The organism is Orenia sp. (assembly GCF_055140805.1).
Map to the genome: position 1 here is coordinate 17,013 of NZ_JBSQYM010000005.1, position 16,701 is coordinate 33,713.

20 protein-coding genes are annotated in these 16,701 nt (G+C 33.0%); all 20 read left to right on the forward strand.

Going from position 1 to position 16,701, the window contains the following annotated elements; genetic code table 11:
* Positions 1-5 precede the first annotated feature (5 nt).
* The 20 genes from fliQ (at position 6) to ACTCDL_RS01180 (ending at position 16,690) form a co-directional block, all read left to right on the forward strand.
* A complete protein-coding gene (fliQ, locus tag ACTCDL_RS01085; protein WP_463173369.1) occupies positions 6-275 on the forward strand; it encodes a flagellar biosynthesis protein FliQ in 270 nt (89 codons plus the stop codon).
* A gap of 15 nt (positions 276-290) precedes the next feature.
* Positions 291-1,067, forward strand: coding sequence for a flagellar biosynthetic protein FliR (fliR, locus tag ACTCDL_RS01090; RefSeq protein WP_463173370.1), 777 nt, complete (start codon positions 291-293; stop codon positions 1,065-1,067).
* 15 nt (positions 1,068-1,082) lie between these two features.
* Positions 1,083-2,144: a flagellar biosynthesis protein FlhB gene (flhB, locus tag ACTCDL_RS01095; RefSeq protein ID WP_463173371.1), complete on the forward strand. Its 1,062-nt coding sequence runs from the start codon at positions 1,083-1,085 to the stop codon at positions 2,142-2,144.
* Positions 2,145-2,146: 2 nt separating this feature from the next.
* Positions 2,147-4,222: a flagellar biosynthesis protein FlhA gene (flhA, locus tag ACTCDL_RS01100; RefSeq protein WP_463173372.1), complete on the forward strand. Its 2,076-nt coding sequence runs from the start codon at positions 2,147-2,149 to the stop codon at positions 4,220-4,222.
* Entirely contained in the window at positions 4,223-5,335 is a 1,113-nt protein-coding gene (gene flhF / locus ACTCDL_RS01105) for a flagellar biosynthesis protein FlhF (RefSeq protein WP_463173373.1), read from the forward strand.
* Positions 5,332-6,219 carry a MinD/ParA family protein gene (locus ACTCDL_RS01110; protein WP_463173374.1) on the forward strand — a complete coding sequence of 296 codons (888 nt, stop codon included), beginning with the start codon at positions 5,332-5,334 and terminating at the stop codon, positions 6,217-6,219. The genes flhF and ACTCDL_RS01110 overlap by 4 nt, the downstream gene beginning before the upstream one ends.
* 28 nt (positions 6,220-6,247) lie before the next feature.
* On the forward strand, positions 6,248-7,006 hold the full coding sequence (locus ACTCDL_RS01115) for a flagellar brake protein (protein WP_463173375.1): 759 nt from the start codon (positions 6,248-6,250) through the stop codon (positions 7,004-7,006).
* Positions 7,007-7,035: 29 nt separating this feature from the next.
* Complete coding sequence (locus ACTCDL_RS01120) at positions 7,036-7,665, forward strand: chemotaxis protein CheC (RefSeq protein WP_463173376.1); 630 nt, start codon at positions 7,036-7,038, stop codon at positions 7,663-7,665.
* Entirely contained in the window at positions 7,655-8,146 is a 492-nt protein-coding gene (locus tag ACTCDL_RS01125) for a chemotaxis protein CheD (protein ID WP_463173377.1), read from the forward strand. The genes ACTCDL_RS01120 and ACTCDL_RS01125 overlap by 11 nt, the downstream gene beginning before the upstream one ends.
* Positions 8,147-8,306: 160 nt before the next feature.
* A complete protein-coding gene (locus tag ACTCDL_RS01130; RefSeq protein ID WP_463173378.1) occupies positions 8,307-8,660 on the forward strand; it encodes a hypothetical protein in 354 nt (117 codons plus the stop codon).
* Positions 8,661-8,676: 16 nt separating this feature from the next.
* Positions 8,677-9,459 (forward strand): FliA/WhiG family RNA polymerase sigma factor, encoded by a 783-nt coding sequence (locus ACTCDL_RS01135; protein WP_463173379.1) that lies wholly within the window; start codon positions 8,677-8,679, stop codon positions 9,457-9,459.
* Between the two features lie 24 nt (positions 9,460-9,483).
* On the forward strand, positions 9,484-11,295 hold the full coding sequence (locus ACTCDL_RS01140) for a DUF342 domain-containing protein (protein WP_463173380.1): 1,812 nt from the start codon (positions 9,484-9,486) through the stop codon (positions 11,293-11,295).
* Between the two features lie 14 nt (positions 11,296-11,309).
* Entirely contained in the window at positions 11,310-11,630 is a 321-nt protein-coding gene (locus ACTCDL_RS01145; RefSeq protein WP_463173381.1) for a hypothetical protein, read from the forward strand.
* 15 nt (positions 11,631-11,645) lie between these two features.
* Positions 11,646-12,155: a hypothetical protein gene (locus tag ACTCDL_RS01150; protein ID WP_463173383.1), complete on the forward strand. Its 510-nt coding sequence runs from the start codon at positions 11,646-11,648 to the stop codon at positions 12,153-12,155.
* Positions 12,155-12,910 carry a hypothetical protein gene (locus tag ACTCDL_RS01155; RefSeq protein WP_463173385.1) on the forward strand — a complete coding sequence of 252 codons (756 nt, stop codon included), beginning with the start codon at positions 12,155-12,157 and terminating at the stop codon, positions 12,908-12,910. The genes ACTCDL_RS01150 and ACTCDL_RS01155 overlap by 1 nt, the downstream gene beginning before the upstream one ends.
* A gap of 288 nt (positions 12,911-13,198) precedes the next feature.
* Positions 13,199-13,927, forward strand: coding sequence for a 30S ribosomal protein S2 (gene rpsB, locus ACTCDL_RS01160; RefSeq protein WP_463173388.1), 729 nt, complete (start codon positions 13,199-13,201; stop codon positions 13,925-13,927).
* A gap of 99 nt (positions 13,928-14,026) precedes the next feature.
* A complete protein-coding gene (tsf, locus tag ACTCDL_RS01165; RefSeq protein WP_463173390.1) occupies positions 14,027-14,908 on the forward strand; it encodes a translation elongation factor Ts in 882 nt (293 codons plus the stop codon).
* A gap of 261 nt (positions 14,909-15,169) precedes the next feature.
* Positions 15,170-15,883, forward strand: a complete 714-nt coding sequence (gene pyrH / locus ACTCDL_RS01170) for a UMP kinase (protein WP_463173392.1) — start codon at positions 15,170-15,172, stop codon at positions 15,881-15,883.
* Positions 15,884-15,917: 34 nt separating this feature from the next.
* Positions 15,918-16,475: a ribosome recycling factor gene (gene frr / locus ACTCDL_RS01175; protein ID WP_463173394.1), complete on the forward strand. Its 558-nt coding sequence runs from the start codon at positions 15,918-15,920 to the stop codon at positions 16,473-16,475.
* A 2-nt stretch (positions 16,476-16,477) separates the two neighbouring features.
* A complete protein-coding gene (locus ACTCDL_RS01180) occupies positions 16,478-16,690 on the forward strand; it encodes a hypothetical protein (RefSeq protein WP_463173396.1) in 213 nt (70 codons plus the stop codon).
* Positions 16,691-16,701 lie beyond the last annotated feature (11 nt).

Below are 16,701 nucleotides of genomic sequence, written 5' to 3' on the forward strand. Positions count from 1 at the left end.
TTTAGATGAATCAAACGTTAGTAATTGAGTTAGGGACAAGGGCATTAATTACAGTGATTAAAGTATCGGCACCTATGTTAGGTTTGGGTATGGCTGTGGGGTTATTGGTTAGTATCTTTCAAGCAACTACTCAAATTCAAGAACAGACTTTGACCTTTATTCCTAAGATTTTAGCAGTATTATCTGCTATTATCTTTTTTGGTCCCTGGATGTTAAATGTTTTAGTAGACTTTATGACTGAATTATTTACTAATCTCCCTAATTATATTGGCTGATAGGGGTGAGAAGAGATGCTAGCAGAAGAACTGACAAATCAAGTCTATTATTTTGTATTGATTTTAGCAAGGGTTTTGGGTTTTTTGGTAGTGGCTCCTATCTTTGGAAGTAAATCCTTACCTAATAGGTTAAAGGTAGGATTGGCAGTATTTATTACGATTATTATATTACCGATTACTTCTTTTGCAGGGATGAATGTTCCAGAAGGCTTATTAACTATTTCTTTTCAGATTATAGTTGAGTTATTTATTGGATTTATAATAGGGTTTATCATGCTATTAAATTTTATGGCCCTGCAATTAGCAGGACAGTTTATTGATACAAGAATAGGTTTTGCAATGGCTAGTGTAATTGACCCTCAAAATGGGATGCAAGCCCCTTTAGTTGGTCAGTTTAAGAATATATTGGCTACATTACTTTTTTTGGTTATCAATGGACACCATTATTTGTTAAAAGCATTAACTGATAGTTTTAATATAGTAGGAGTGACTAAATTTCACTGGTCGTCAGAGCTAGTATGGGCCTTATTTAGAATTGTTGGTGATTTATTTCCATTAGGTTTTAGATTAGCTTTACCAGTTATATCTATTCTATTTGTAGTAGATGTAGCCTTTGGTTTAGTAGCTAGAGTTGTTCCTCAAATAAATGTCTTTATGATGGGGATGCCTACTAAGGTGCTTATAGGTCTAATATTTTTAATTATTATTTTACCAAGTTATATAAATACCTTACAAGACCTCTTTAATGGGACAACTGATAGTATCTATAAGATATTAAAACTAATGAGATAGAAAGAGGATAAAAATATGGCATCAGGAGAGAAAACAGAAAAAGCCACCCCCAAGAAGAGAAGTGAGGCTAGAAAAGAGGGACAGGTTGCTAAGAGTAAAGAGTTGAATAGTGCTTTTACTCTCTTATTTAGTTTTTTGATGCTATCTTTTTGGTTTAGATATATGCTTCAAGAGATTATTACTTTTACTAATAAGGTATTTATTAATTATTTTGATATGGAATTATCTATTAATAACTTTCATACTTTGCTTATTGAGGTAATAGTTTTTATTGTAAAGATAGTTGCTCCATTATTATTAGTAGGAGCTTTTGTGGGAGTGGCAGTAAGTTGTGCACAAGTAGGTTTTTTATATACACCTAAAGCTATAGCCCCTAAATTCAGTAAGCTAAACCCCTTAAAGGGTGCTAAGCAGATGTTTTCTAAACGTTCTTTGGTAGAGATGCTGAAATCTATTATGAAGATAATTATTGTTGTTTCAATAGCTTATAGTACTATTAAAAAGGTTGCAAGTAAATTTGCAGTGTTAGTTAATAGTAGTTGGGCGAGTTCATTAAATTTAATAGGAGATACTGCCTATTCTTTAGCTATGAAGATAAGTGCAGTTTTTATTATATTAGGGATACTAGATTTTATGTATCAAAAATGGCAACATGAAGAAGATTTGAAGATGAGTAAAGAAGAGATTAAACAAGAAAGGGAGAATGCTGAGGGTAAGCCAGAAGTCAAATCTAAGCGTAGACAGAAGCAACAAGAGTTGGCTATGAGTAGGATGATGCAGGATATACCTGATGCTTCAGTTGTTATTACTAACCCAACCCATTTTGCTGTAGCTATTAAATTTGATATGGATGAGATGGATGTTCCAATTGTCGTAGCTAAAGGGCAAGATGAATTGGCATTGAGAATTAGAGAGGTTGCTAAAGAAAATAATATTGAGATTGTAGAAGAGAAACCCTTAGCTCGGGCTTTATATAGGATTGTGGATATTGGTGAAGAGATACCTCTTGACTTATACCAAGCAGTAGCTGAAGTTCTAGCTTATGTTTATCAATTAGATCAAGAAAGGAGGTCATAGTAATGGCTACACCTTTAGAAGGAGTACAGAGAAGTAACTTAGGTCAATATAGTGATGTATTATTTGCGATAGCTGTTATTTTAGTAGTAGTAATGTTCATCATTCCATTACCAACATTTCTATTAGACTTATTATTGACCTTAAATATTAGCTTAGGTTTAACGATTTTATTAGTATCAATGTATTTGGTAAATCCTTTAGAGCTATCGGTATTTCCATCATTACTATTGATAGCTACTCTATTTAGATTGGCTTTAAATGTATCGACCACCCGTTTGATTTTGGGACAAGCCAATGCTGGAAAGGTAATTGAAGCTTTTGGGGATTTCGTTGTTGGTGGTAACTATGTAGTAGGTTTTGTTATCTTCGTTATTCTAGTTGTTATCCAGTTTATTGTAATTACTAAAGGTTCTGAGCGTGTGTCTGAGGTAGCAGCTCGCTTTACCTTGGATGCTATGCCTGGTAAACAGATGAGTATCGATGCTGACTTGAGTTCAGGGTTGATTACTGAAGCTGAAGCTAGAAAGAAGAGAGAAGAGATCAGACAGGAGGCTGATTTTTATGGTGCCATGGATGGTGCCAGTAAATTCGTAAAGGGTGATGCTATTGCTGGGATTATTATCACCCTAATCAACGTATTGGGTGGTTTGGTTATTGGAGTTATTCAATTGAAATTACCTATATTGGATGCATTGCAGACTTATACTTTATTAACAGTAGGTGATGGTCTGGTAAGTCAGATTCCTGCCTTATTAATCTCTACTGCAACAGGTATTGTTGTTACTAGAGCAGCATCTGAGGGTAACTTAGGTCAAGACTTTACGAAACAATTATTTAATCAGCCAAAGACATTGATGATGGTTTCTGCTGTAATCCTTCTATTAGGAGTAGCAACACCATTACCAACCTTTCCTTTTTTGTTATTATCTGTAATTCTTGGAGTAACAGGTTATATGATGTATCAGGCTGGTAAAGAGAAGGAAGAAGAGATGGTCTCTGATCAAGAAGAAGAAGAGATAGAAGAATATCGAGAACCAGAGAACTTGTCTCAACTATTACAGGTTGACCCAATGGAGTTAGAGGTTGGTTATAACCTAATTCCTTTAGTTGTTCCTGAACAAGGAGGAGACTTATTAGATAGAGTTTCTATGATTCGACGTCAATGTGCTTTAGAATTAGGTATTATTATTCCTCCGATTCGCATTAGAGATAATATGCAATTAGAGCCAAACTATTATCGAGTTAATTTGAGAGGAATTGAGATCGCTCAACATGACATCAAAGTCGATGGTTATCTAGCTATGGACTCTGGAATGGTTAGCGAAGAGATTAATGGTAGAGAGACAACTGAGCCTGCCTTTGGATTGCCAGCTATTTGGATTGATGAAGATGATAGAGAAAGAGCTGAGATGGCAGGGTATACAGTAGTAGATCCTCCTTCTGTAATGGCAACTCATTTGACAGAATTAATTAAATCTCATGCTTATGAATTATTAGGTAGACAAGAGGTTAAGGAATTGATTGATAATATTAAGGAAGACTACTCTGCAGTTATTGATGAGTTGATTCCAGATCTATTAACAATTGGTCAAGTTCAGAAGGTATTACAGAACTTATTAAAAGAAGGTGTTTCAATTAGGGATTTAGTCTCTATCTTAGAGGTATTAGCTGATCAAGCTAAGAATACACATGATATAGGGATTCTAACTGAATATGTCAGACAAGAAGCCTTATCTAGGCATATTTCTAAGAAATATAAGGGAGATAATAATGAAATGTATGTTATCACCTTGGCGCCAGAGTTAGAAGAAGAAATATCCAATTCTATCCAGCATAGTGATCAAGGTTCATATATTGCTTTAAATCCAAACAAGGCACAGCAGATATTTAATAGTTTATCTGAAAAGATTGAACAAGTGACTACTCAGGGCATTGAGCCGATTGTTCTAACTTCACCGATAGTTAGATATCATTTTAAGCAATTGACTGAGCAGGTAGCACCAAATTTGACAGTATTATCTTTTAATGAGCTAGAGTCATACCTCAATGTTCAAACAGTAGGGATGGTGAGAGTATAGATGAAGATAAAAAAATATCGTGCAGAGACGATGCAAGAAGCTATCTTAAAAGTCAAATCAGATTTAGGAGCTGATGCAATTATTTTGCATACTCGTAAATTTAAACAAGGTGGCTTTTTTGGACTATTTGCCAAAAAGATGGTAGAAGTGATAGCTACAGTTGATCAGGATACTAAAAAGAGAAAAGAAAGTAAGTTAAATGATGGTAAGCAAATTACTGAAAATAATATTCTAAAGTTAGAGTTATCTCAGATGAAGAATATGATGAATGATATGATGGGAGAGATTAAAAGTAAGAATCAACAACCTCTGCATTTAGTGGTAAATCCATCATTAGAAAAGTTAATTGAGGCTTTATGGACTTTGGGGCTAAGTAGAAAGATGTCAAGAGAGCTGGCTGAGGAGATTGCTGATAAGGTAAGTTTGACAGAGTTAGATAATGAAGAGGTTAAGGATATCTTAAGAGAGAAAATCAAAGAAGAACTTATCGATATTCAACCAATTGAATTGGAAGCAGGTAAGACCAAGATTATATCTCTAGTAGGTCCAACAGGAGTTGGTAAGACCACGACTTTAGCAAAGCTAGCAGCAAGATTTTCATTATTTGAGAATAAGAAAGTTGGGTTAATTACTGCTGATACCTATAGGATTGCAGCAGTAGAGCAGTTAAAGACTTATAGTGAGATTATTAATTTGCCTTTAGAGGTTGTCTTTACTCCTCAAGAGTTACTAAATGCGATTGAGGGTTATGAAGGATATGATTTGGTTTTGGTGGATACCGCTGGTAGAAGTCAGAATAATCAGCTTCATATCTCTGAATTGAAAGGATTTATTAATAATGTCCCTATTGATGAGATATATTTAGTATTAAGTGCTACTACTAAAGTAGATGATCTGATGAAGATTATAGAAGTCTATAATGAAATTGATTTGGATAAATTGATTATTACTAAACTTGATGAAACTAACTCTTGGGGTACCATACTAGAGGCTACTGCCAAGGCTAAAAAACCTTTATCCTATATAACTGTTGGTCAAGATGTGCCAGAGGATATTAAATTGCCAGAATCTGAACAATTAATAGAAGATATATTAAAGGGGCTAAAGCTATGAATGACCAAGCATCCAAGCTAAGAAATCTAGTAGAAAAAATGAAGGTAGAAAAGGATAAAGGAAAAAAAGAAAGAAATACAAGAGGTAAAGGTGCTTATATTTATACTGTTACTAGTGGCAAAGGTGGGGTAGGCAAATCCAACTTCACTGCTAATTTAGCTTTAGCCTTGAATGCATTGGAAAAAAAGGTAATAGTTTTTGATGCTGATTTAGGTATGGCTAATCTGGATGTTATTTTGGGTGTAACCCCTACCTATAATTTAGAGCATGTAATTCAAGGGCGTAAGAACTTAGAAGAAGTTATTGTTGAAGGTCCTAATGGGCTATCATTAATTCCTGGAGGTTCAGGGATACAAGAGCTAGCTAACTTATCCCAATATCAAATTAATAATTTAATCAGTGATTTTGTTAGAGTTGGAGAAGAATTTGATATTATTTTGATTGATACAGGGGCGGGGCTAGCCCATAATGTAGTTAATTTTATTTTAGGTGCCGATGAAGCTATTGTTATCTCTACTCCTGAGCCTACTTCTATAACTGATGCTTATGGAGTTGTTAAGGTGATTAGTAAACATGATAAAGAAGCCAATATTAAACTTGTCATTAACCAAGCTGAGAATGAAAAAGAAGGAGAGAGAATAGCTAACCGCTTAATTAAGACTGCTTCTGACTTTCTTGAACTAGATATTGAACTGTTAGGGGTTATACCTAAAGATAATGCTGTAGTAAAATCTGTAATGAGTCGTAGCCCATTTCTCTTGGAATTTCCAAGAGCTAAGGCTTCTAAAAGTATTAATCTGACTGCTGCTAAGCTAATAGATACAGAAGTTTCTCAAGAAACTAAAGGAATTAGGGGATTATTTAATAAACTTTTAGGGATTTAATTGGGACTTGAGTAGGAGGTGCTAGGGTTTGAAGAGAAACGCCCAAGTAGTAAAGAGATTTGACCTTAATAGAAAATTGGATATTAATCAGAGGGTTGATGTTATTGTTCCTTTTGGAAATTATGAAGGAGAATATTCATCACAGATAGCTGATGTTAAAAATAGTTCTATTTTTGCTATAAATACACCTTTCTCAGAAGGTAGGGTTATTAATATAGCACTTGGAACTAAAATAGATGTTATGCTCAGAGAGAACACAGGGGTATATAAAATACCAGTAAAGGTTATTAAAAGGGAAGTTGAAGTCACACCTTTATTAATAGTAGAATTGATTGGAGAGGTCAGCAAGATACAAGAAAGGCAGTTCTTTAGATTAGATATCTATCAAGAGACAGAATTTAGAGTGATTGCTGATAATGCTGATTCAATTGACATAGATAATTATAATGAAGAGAATGACTCTTATGATGACTTAATAACATCTGATAAGGCTAATATGTATAAAAATGCTATCATCCAAGATGTTAGTGCTAGTGGGCTGAAAATGGTTACTAGAGATAGGTCTGTGGTTGAAGGACAGGTTTTAGAGATAGATTTTAGTTTTACTAACCTCTCTTTTGATAAAATCTTAGCGAAAGTGGTTAGGGTTTTTGCAGAGTTTAAGCAAGGAGTTAAGAGGTATAATATAGGAGTGGAATTTTTCCATCAAAGTACAAGTCAGCGTGATAAAGTTATGCAATGGTTATTTGCTAAACAGCGTGAACTAAGAAAAAAAGGTTTAATTTAGATATTAAATGATTATAGAGGTGAGAGTTGATGAATCATATTGATGATAAGTTGGCCAAATTAGGTCCTATACAGCTTGATGCATTAAGAGAGGTTGCTAGTATTGGTGCAGGAAATGCTGCTACCTCACTGTCGGAGATGCTAAATGACAAGATTCAGATGAAAGTTCCCAAGGTAAGCATCTTGCCTATAGATTTAGTTCCAGAGATTATGGGAGGGGCGGATAACCTCATAGCTGCTATTTTGGTAAGAATAATGGGAGATATTAATGGAGGTGTTTTATTTACATTAGGAAATAATAGTGCAAATAAACTAATTTCCCTATTAATTGGTGAAGAGGTCAATATTGAAGAGAATATAGGAGACCTAGAAGAGTCAGCACTTAAAGAAGTAGCTAATATATTGACAGGATCTAATTTGAATGCATTTTCTCAGATGCTTGATATTAAAATAATGCCTGATGTTCCAGCTTTAGCCCATGATATGGCTGGTGCTATTTTAGAGGTCGCATTTATAGAACTAGGTCAGATAGGAGACTATGCATTGGTAATTGAAACAGAGATTTTAGGGGATTTAGAAGTTAATGGTCAGTTCTTTGTAATTCCCAATCCTGAGTCTTTAGATTTTATGCTAAAGAGGCTAGGTGTTGATGTTGATTAGTAATAAGATTAGAGTAAGGATGGCTGACCTTAAAGTGGGAAAAGAGAGTGATGTTTTGATTACATCAGGTTTAGGTTCTTGTGTGGGATTGACTTTATATGATAGTATCAGTAAAATTGGTGGAATGGCTCATGTTATGTTGCCAGAGTTTCCATCTAATCGTAAACAGGGTAAGCCTGAAAAATATGCAGATACAGCAATAGATATTTTGATTGAAGAATTGAAAAAAGCAGGGGCTAATATTAGAAATTTAGAGGCTAAGATGGCTGGAGGAGCACAAATGTTTAATTTTTCAACTTCTAATGATAGAATTAGGATAGGTGCTCGTAATATTGAAGCTGTAGAGACTATTCTTAAGAAGAAAAGGATTAAAATAATTGGTGCTGAAGTAGGAGAAAATTACGGGAGAACGATGGAATTATATAATGATACAGGAAAAGTAATTATTAAGACAGTAAAACAAGATGATAGGATATTGTAATAATTCTGAGTCTGAGTTCAAGTATAAGTATGAGTATAACTTATACTCATACTTATACTTAAGTTATTAACTAAAAGGTAGTTTAGTATATTGCATTTATATTATAATTAATTAATAAAGGAGGGGATTATAAATAGTGAGTTCCCTTACCAAACAATTTATGATATTATTTGCTATTGTAGCTATTATTATAGTTTTAATGGTATCAACAATTATGCATTTAGATTTGATAACTATTATTAAAAGGATATTTATTGGATCGGCAGTTTTTAGTATAATAGGTGGGATAATAGGTCAATTAATAAATTCGAATTTAGATGATACTACAGAAGAAGAGATGGAGAGTTCAATCAATCAGGTAGCATCTAATGCAGAAAGTAATAATTCTAAAAATGAAGAGTTAGATAGTATGTCACCTTTAGAATTTGAAAGTATAGATAAGAAGAATATGAATATTATCAATGAGGATTCAGAGAAATTGGCAAAGGTTATCAAAGGTATAAAGCAGGAATAGTAGGAGGAATCCTTAAATGAATAAATTAGATAACTTAAAAGAAGATCTATTATGGAAAAAATATAAAAAGAGTAATTGTAAAAAGTCTAAAGAGGAGCTTATTCTAAGCTATACCCCTTTAGTAAAACATGTTGCAGGAAGAGTCATTACAAAAATACCTGATGGATTTACTTTTGACGATTTATTAAATTATGGTTTTTTGGGATTGATTGATGCTATGGATAGATTTGATATTAATAGAGGGATTAAGTTCTCTACCTATGCCGTTCCAAGAATAAGAGGTGCTATTTATGATGAGATTAGAAAGCTGGATTGGGTTCCTCAATCAATTAGAAGAAAGTCAAAAGAGCTTACTAATACTTATCGCCAATTACAGAAAAAGTTAGGGAGAAATCCTGATGATGAAGAGGTAAGAACAGAGTTGGGGTTGAATTTGGAAGAGTTTAATAAATTATTAGCTGAAGTTAATATTCCAGAGAATATCTCTTTAGAATCCTTCTTTAACCTTAAAGGTGGAGATAAGCTAGAATTAAGGGATTTAATTAGCGACTCTGCTGATAAAGAGCCTGATAATGTCTTTTTTTATGATCAGATGAAGGTTATTTTAGGTGAGGCGATAGATAAATTACCTGAAAAAGAAAAATTGGTTGTTTCCCTTTATTATTATGAAGATTTAACTTTGACAGAGATAGGAGAGATTATGGATTTAACAACTGCTCGTATTTCGCAGTTGCATACTAAAGCTATTTTCCGATTAAGGGGATATCTTAGCAGAAAGAAGGATTTATTATTTGCTTAATTTAATAGGGAGGAGGGGTTAAATGTGACAATCATTGAAAAGATTGAAATTGAAGCAAAGAATAAAGAGATTGCATTGGAAAAGGCTTATAAGGCATTTAATGAAAAAGTAGATGAAGAGATTACTTTAGAGGATATTTCTATAAAATTACTTGAAGAGAAGAAGAAAATTTTTGGGTTATTTGGTGGTTTAAATTCATATCAAGCTACTTTAGAGTTAACAGAGGAAGTTGAAAGCAAAGATGGTGAATTTAAAATTGATATATCTGATGAGGGAATATTTCTAATAGTAAAGCAGCCTGTAGGTAATGGTAGACAAGTAAAGATGGATACTATTGAAGAGACTTTGGAGAAGAAGGAAATAGTTGAAGTGGATTATGCTGCAGTTAGTGAAGCTTTAACCTTGAATGGAGAGAAGGTTAAGATAGCTGATAGAAAAACTGAATTAGACCGTGATGCTACTTTAGAATTTGAATTAAGTAATGATAAAATGAAAGCTTATATAAGCCATACTCCACCCCTTGGAGGAAGAGAATTTACATTAGAAGATGTAATGGAAGAGTTGAATAAGGAAGGTATAATATTTGGTATAAAAAGAGAGGAGTTTGCTGAAGCCTTTAATTCTAAAAAGCCACTAGAGGATTTCTTAATAGCAGTTGGACAAGAGCCTGTTTGTGGGAAAGATGGCAGAATCAATTTTGAATTTGATATTAATAGTTCTGAAAAGAAAGTCAATCTGTTAGATGATGGTAGTGCAGATTTTCGTAACTTAGGTAGAATTATTAATGTTGAAGCAGGAGACGTATTAGCTACTAAAACTTTAGCACTAGAGGGTAAACCAGGCAAAAATGTAATAGGTGATGAGGTGCCCCCTCCGCCTGTTAAAGATATAGACATACCTGTAGGTCAAAATGTACAATTAAGTGAAGATGGTATGTCATTAACTGCAGAAATTGAAGGTCAAGTAGTTTATAATCACAATTCTATCAGTGTCTTAGATGTTTATACAGTCAAAGGAGATGTTGATTTATCAACTGGAAATATTGATTTTACAGGTAGTGTCATAGTAAATGGAAATGTTAATGATGGCATGGAGATTAAAGCCCAAGGAAATGTTTTGGTAGAAGGTAGTGTTTATGGAGGACATATAGAAGCTGATGGTCAAATTGTTATTAAAAAAGGCTTTATTGGTGCAATTAAAGGGACTGTAAGAGCAAAAGGAGACATTAATATTAAGTTTGTTGAAAATGGAGTAGTTATAACTGAAGGCGACTTAGTAGTGCAAGATGCTATTATGCATAGTAATGTTGATGCTGGTAATAAGGTGGTTGTAGAGGAGAAGAAGGGATTAATTGTTGGCGGTAAGGTAAGGGCCACTAAAGAGATAGTAGCTAAGAACATCGGTTCTAATTTAGCTACCCCAACAGAGGTTTCTGTAGGAATAACTCCTGGCACAAGAGATGAGTATAATACTAAGAATAATCTCTTTAAAGATAAGCAAGATAAATTAGATCAAGTTATTAAGAATATAAAGTTATTAAAGGATCAGCGTGAAAAAAATGATGGTCATCTTTCAGCCAATAAGCAGGATTTGTTGAATCAGTTAACTAGAATGAGGTTTGCACTTGCTGCTGAGATTGAAGAGATAAAAAAGGATAGAAAGAATTTAAAAGCTAAGTTAGAAGAGGGTAAGAATGGAAAAATTAAGGTTCAAGATACTATTTATACAGGGGTAATTATAAATATGGGAACTTCTGTAAAAAGAATAGATGAGGTTGCTAAATTTGTTCAGTATTATTTAGATGATGATCAAATTAAGTCAAAACCTTACTCTTAAAGGAGGTGGGGCTTGTGGTAGAGCCTATCAATCCTAAGACTATACTTTCTCGATCCCTAGATATTAGTAAGCTAGAGCAGAGTAGAAAAGCTAAGCCAAATATTTATCAAAATCAATTACAGCAGGAATTAAACCAAAAGGATATTAAAAAGCAGGAGAGAGTAAATAAATCTGAAAAGACAGAGCATAAGAAGATTAAAAAAGAGGATGATAAGAAAGAAGAAAGAAAAAAGAGAAATAGAAAGAGAAGAATAGAAAATAATGAAGATGAAGAAACTCAAAAAGAAACTAAGCAATTAAATACAACAGGACGATATATTGATATTAAGGTATAAATGGGGGTAATAGACTTGGAATACATTTTGTTTATTGTAGGTTTAGTAGTAATTATAATCTCTTTATTTTTAACCTATCGTTCTCAACAGGATAATGATGATTATTATTTAGCAAATGAGATGTTATCAGAGATTAGAAATTTAAAAGAAGAGCTAGAAGGTGAAATTAATGCACTAGTAGGAAGCAATGATTTTGGTCAGATGCTCAACCATAAATTAGATAATGGTAGATATAAAGAAGAAATAATCATATTAAAAGATAGAGTTGAAAAACTAATTGATAAAGTTGATAATATTGATGTTAAATTAGATAAGTTAGATGAAAATATTGATAATATCAATCTAGTAAGTGATCAAATAAAGACTAAACCTACACTTAACCCTACTAATCAGAATCCTGCTTATCAACAGATAAAGAAGTTCAAGGCAGAAGGTTTAGGTATGGCAGAGATAGCAAAAAAGATGAATATGGGAAGTCGTGAAGTAGAATTAATTTATAAATTTAATAATCGGAGGGAGAATTAATGTTACGCCATACTCTGTTAGGAATAGGGATTACACTTGTGATTATAGCATTAGTATTATCTTTAGATGTAGATTTCTTTGCTTTGGATTTACAAAAAGAGAATATAATTACTGAAAAAGAGATTATAAAGGAAGCTAGAAGGTTAGGGATGACCTTTCCTGGAGAAAGTTATAGTCATGAGGATATTAATTTAAAGAAGAACTTTAATTTAGCAGAATCTTTAGCTTCATTAGAAAAGGATAATAATGAGACTAAAATCAAGGGTGAAGAATCAAAAGATAAAGGCATATTACTTCAAAATAATAATGAAGTTCAAAATGATAACTTAAAAGTAGGAGCAAGTAAGTCAACAGGGTTAGCTTCAGAACTTTCAACAAAGAATAAAGGTGAAACAGATCCAGTGATAGAAGAAGATGTAGAAAAGGTACAAGAAGATAATGATGCTACTCAGGAGAAATTCAAAGAAGAATTGACTAGACAATTAAAAGAACAATTGAAAGAAGAGTTAAAAAAAGAGATAAAAGAAGAGTTAGAGCAGGAGAATAAAAAGATTTTAGTAACTATTCCTAAGGGAATATCTAGTAGAGAGGTAGCCACTTTATTGATTCATCAAGGGGTAATTGAAGACAGACACCAATTTATTGTAGTAGCTGATAAGTTAAACCTTGAAACTAAGATTAAAGCAGGTACTTATTCCTTTCAGCTACCAATATCAGCTAAAGAGGTATTATTACAATTAACTTCAAATAATTGAATGATTTAATTATTTTGGGACATCATAATGATGTCTTTATTTTTTTGAACTTGCTCAGTCTTAACCTTAAGCTTAATCTAAATTATAACTTTAATCTCAAACTCTTTGTTGAATTTAAAAATAATTAAAAAACTTGTTGATATTATTTTTTTAATGTGGTATACTGTTTAATGGTGTTAGAAGAACATCAATCACACACACTTTTGGACTTTGCTAAAGGTGCCCTTAGGGTTTTAGCAAGGGAAGAAGAGAGTGGAGGATTAAAAACCGAGAGGAGGTGCCGCAGTAATGGGTGTAGTAAGTATGAAACAACTATTAGAATCTGGAGTTCATTTCGGACATCAAACTAAGAGATGGAATCCAAAGATGAAACAATACATCTTTACAGAAAGAAATGGGATCTACATAGTAGATCTACAGCAAACAGTTAAATTAGCTGAAGATGCTTATAACTTTGTTCGTGAATTAGCAACTGAAGGTAAAACAGTTCTTTTCGTAGGAACTAAGAAGCAAGCTAAAGAAACTATTAAGCAAGAAGCTGAAAGATGTGGAATGCCTTACGTTAATGAACGTTGGTTAGGTGGTATGTTAACTAACTTCAAAACTATTCGTAAACGTATTGATCGTTTAGAAGAGTTAGAACAAATGGAAGAAGATGGAATCTTTGAAGTCTTACCTAAGAAAGAAGTAATGCAGTTAGAGAAAGAAAGAACTAAATTAGTTCGTAACTTAGGTGGAATTAGAGATATGAATGGTCTTCCTGATGTGCTATTTGTTGTTGACCCTCGTAGAGAGGAAATTGCGGTAGCAGAGGCTAAGAAATTAGGTATCCCAGTAGTAGCTATTGTAGATACAAACTGTGATCCTGATGATATTGATTATGTAATTCCAGGGAATGATGATGCTATTAGAGCTGTTAAGTTATTAACTGGAGTTATCGCTGATGCAGTTGTAGAATCTCAAGAAGGCGAACAAGCTGAAATTGAAGAGGAAGCAACTACAGAAGACCAACAATAAGAATAATAAATAAAGGGCGTGTAATGAGGATGTGAATCGTCCTTATGAAGCGCCTTTTTTTTAAATAATCTTTTTCATAAATTATAAGGAGGTTCGATAATGGCAATTACTACAGCTGATATAAAAAAGTTAAGAGAAATGACAAATGCTGGAATTTTAGATTGTAAAAAAGCTTTACAAGAGACAGATGGAGATATGGATAAAGCTGTTGAATATTTAAGAGAAAAAGGTATTGCTTCTGCAGATAAGAAAGCTGGAAGAACTGCTGCTGAAGGTTTAGTAGCTTTTAAAACAGCAGATAATACAGCTACTATTTTAGAGGTTAACTGTGAAACTGATTTCGTTGCTAGAAACGAAAACTTTAAAGCAGTTGTTGATGCTTTAGCAAATCATGTATTAACAGAAAAGCCTGCTAACATAGAAGAAGCTCTTACTCAAACATTAGCTTCAGAAGGTAAAACAGTAGATAAATATTTAAAAGAGTCTATTGCTAAGATTGGAGAGAATATCTCTTTTAGACGTTTTGAAATCTTTGAAAAAAATGATGAGGAAACTTTTGGTACATACTTACACATGGGTGGTAACATTGGCGTTTTAGTTCAACTTCAAGGTGGAAATGAAGATGTAGCTAGAGATATTGCTATGCATATTGCTGCTGTAAACCCAAATTATCTATCAAAAGATGATGTTCCTAGTGAAGATCTTGATAAGGAGAGAGAAATTCTTACAAAGCAAGCTCTTGCAGAAGGAAAACCAGAACATATAGTAGAAAAGATGGTTGAAGGTAGACTAGGTAAATTTTATACATTAAATTGTTTATTAGAGCAAGAGTTTGTTAAAGATTCAGATATTACTATCCAACAATTAGTTGATCAAAACGATGCTAGTGTTGTAAACTATGTTCGTTATGAAGTTGGAGAAGGTATTGAGGTAGAAGAGACAGATTTTGCAGCAGAAGTAATGGGTGAAGTTAATAAATAATACTTATCTAAAAAAGAGGACACTCTCGTGTTCTCTTTTTTTAAAGTCAGCTAGCTTTCTAATTTTTATTGTCTATTTATTTTGCTAGGATTTAATCTTAAGTGCTAAGCTTAAAACCAGTGTGATAAAGTTAATAGGTAGTCAAATATAATATATTAGTACTTAATAATAATTATTAGATTAGTATATTAAATTTTTTAATCATAAAAAGGGATTTAGGGTACATTATAGAAATATAAAAGGGACTGGGGAGGTAGATTAATGTCAAGAGCAAAGTTTTCTAGAGTAATTATCAAGTTAAGTGGGGCTGCTTTAGCTGGTGAGCAAGATTATGGAATTGATCCTCAATTTATTAATTCAATAGCTAAAGAGATTAAAAATGTACTAACTACTGGTGTTGAAATAGCAATAGTGGTAGGTGGAGGTAATATATTTAGAGGTATTGCAGGAAGTGCTAAAGGAATGGATAGGGGAACTGCTGATTATATGGGAATGTTGGCTACGGTAATTAACTCTTTAGCCCTCCAAGATGCTTTAGAGAAGTTAGGTATTGATACTAGGGTACAGACTGCTATCGAAATGCGACAAGTTGCAGAGCCTTATATTAGACGTAGAGCAATGAGGCATTTAGAAAAGGGAAGAATAGTTATCTTTGCTGCAGGAACTGGTAACCCGTTCTTCTCTACTGACACAACAGCTGCTTTAAGAGCAGCAGAAATTAATGCCGATGCTATTTTAATGGCTAAAAATGTAGATGGAGTATATGATTCAGATCCAGTTAAGAATCCAAATGCTATTAAATACAAAGAATTAGAATATATTGATGTATTAAATAAAGGGTTAGGTGTGATGGACTCCACAGCTGTATCTTTGTGTATGGATAATAATATTCCATTAATAGTCTTTGGGGTAAAAGAGATGAATAATATTAAAAGAGCTGTATTGGGCGAAGAAGTAGGTACTTTTGTAAGATAATATATAAACATTTAGATAAAGGGAGGTTATACATATGATTAAAGAGGTTGCTAATCAGACTAAAAAAGACATGGATAAGGTGATTGAAAGTACTAAGCAAGAGTTTTCAAAAATACAGACAGGAAGAGCTAAGGCATCTTTATTAGATGGTATTAAGGCTGAATATTATGGTGCTCTTACACCAATCAATCAGATGGCAAAAATCTCTGCACCAGAGCCAAGACAATTACTAGTAGCTCCTTTTGATAAGACTGTAATAGGTGATATTGAGAAGGCTATTTTAAAGTCTGATTTGGGATTAAATCCTAATAATGATGGTGACTTGATTAGAATTAATATTCCTCAGTTAACTGAAGAGAGAAGAAAAAAGCTAGTTAAGGTTGTTAAACAGAAAGCAGAAGATGGTAAGATTTCTATTAGAAATATTCGTCGTCAAGCAAATAGTGATTTAGAAGAACTAGAGAAAGAAGGCGAGATTTCTGAAGATAATTATCGTCGTGGTCTAGATAATATCCAGGAAATAACTGATGAATATATTGCGAAAATAGATTCCTTGCTAGAGAATAAAACTTCAGATATAATGGAAGTATAATTATGAAAAATGTTATTGCCTTAAATTATAATTCTGCCAAGGAGTTATTGATGAGGGATAACTATAAAATTCAAACTCGACATACTAGGCCTCCTAGAAAGTTGGTTGGTTTAGGTGAGTTGAGAGTAGTTGGACAAAGGTTAATTGATAAAGAAATTGTGGAGTTAATAATCAGTAATGAAGATTATTATTTAGGGGTAGATGATAAATCATAACCCCGATTACT

Excerpts from the sequence above, each read along its gene's own strand:
- tsf (WP_463173390.1), top strand. The coding sequence starts at position 14,027 with ATGGCAATTACTACAGCTGATATAAAAAAGTTAAGAGAAATGACAAAT.
- rpsB (WP_463173388.1), top strand. The coding sequence starts at position 13,199 with ATGGGTGTAGTAAGTATGAAACAACTATTAGAATCTGGAGTTCATTTC.
- ACTCDL_RS01110 (WP_463173374.1), top strand. The coding sequence starts at position 5,332 with ATGAATGACCAAGCATCCAAGCTAAGAAATCTAGTAGAAAAAATGAAG.
- frr (WP_463173394.1), top strand. The coding sequence starts at position 15,918 with ATGATTAAAGAGGTTGCTAATCAGACTAAAAAAGACATGGATAAGGTG.
- flhB (WP_463173371.1), top strand. The coding sequence starts at position 1,083 with ATGGCATCAGGAGAGAAAACAGAAAAAGCCACCCCCAAGAAGAGAAGT.
- ACTCDL_RS01180 (WP_463173396.1), top strand. The coding sequence starts at position 16,478 with ATGAAAAATGTTATTGCCTTAAATTATAATTCTGCCAAGGAGTTATTG.
- pyrH (WP_463173392.1), top strand. The coding sequence starts at position 15,170 with ATGTCAAGAGCAAAGTTTTCTAGAGTAATTATCAAGTTAAGTGGGGCT.
- ACTCDL_RS01125 (WP_463173377.1), top strand. The coding sequence starts at position 7,655 with ATGTTGATTAGTAATAAGATTAGAGTAAGGATGGCTGACCTTAAAGTG.
- fliQ (WP_463173369.1), top strand. The coding sequence starts at position 6 with ATGAATCAAACGTTAGTAATTGAGTTAGGGACAAGGGCATTAATTACA.
- ACTCDL_RS01135 (WP_463173379.1), top strand. The coding sequence starts at position 8,677 with ATGAATAAATTAGATAACTTAAAAGAAGATCTATTATGGAAAAAATAT.
- ACTCDL_RS01155 (WP_463173385.1), top strand. The coding sequence starts at position 12,155 with ATGTTACGCCATACTCTGTTAGGAATAGGGATTACACTTGTGATTATA.
- flhF (WP_463173373.1), top strand. The coding sequence starts at position 4,223 with ATGAAGATAAAAAAATATCGTGCAGAGACGATGCAAGAAGCTATCTTA.
- flhA (WP_463173372.1), top strand. The coding sequence starts at position 2,147 with ATGGCTACACCTTTAGAAGGAGTACAGAGAAGTAACTTAGGTCAATAT.
- ACTCDL_RS01130 (WP_463173378.1), top strand. The coding sequence starts at position 8,307 with ATGATATTATTTGCTATTGTAGCTATTATTATAGTTTTAATGGTATCA.
- fliR (WP_463173370.1), top strand. The coding sequence starts at position 291 with ATGCTAGCAGAAGAACTGACAAATCAAGTCTATTATTTTGTATTGATT.
- ACTCDL_RS01120 (WP_463173376.1), top strand. The coding sequence starts at position 7,036 with ATGAATCATATTGATGATAAGTTGGCCAAATTAGGTCCTATACAGCTT.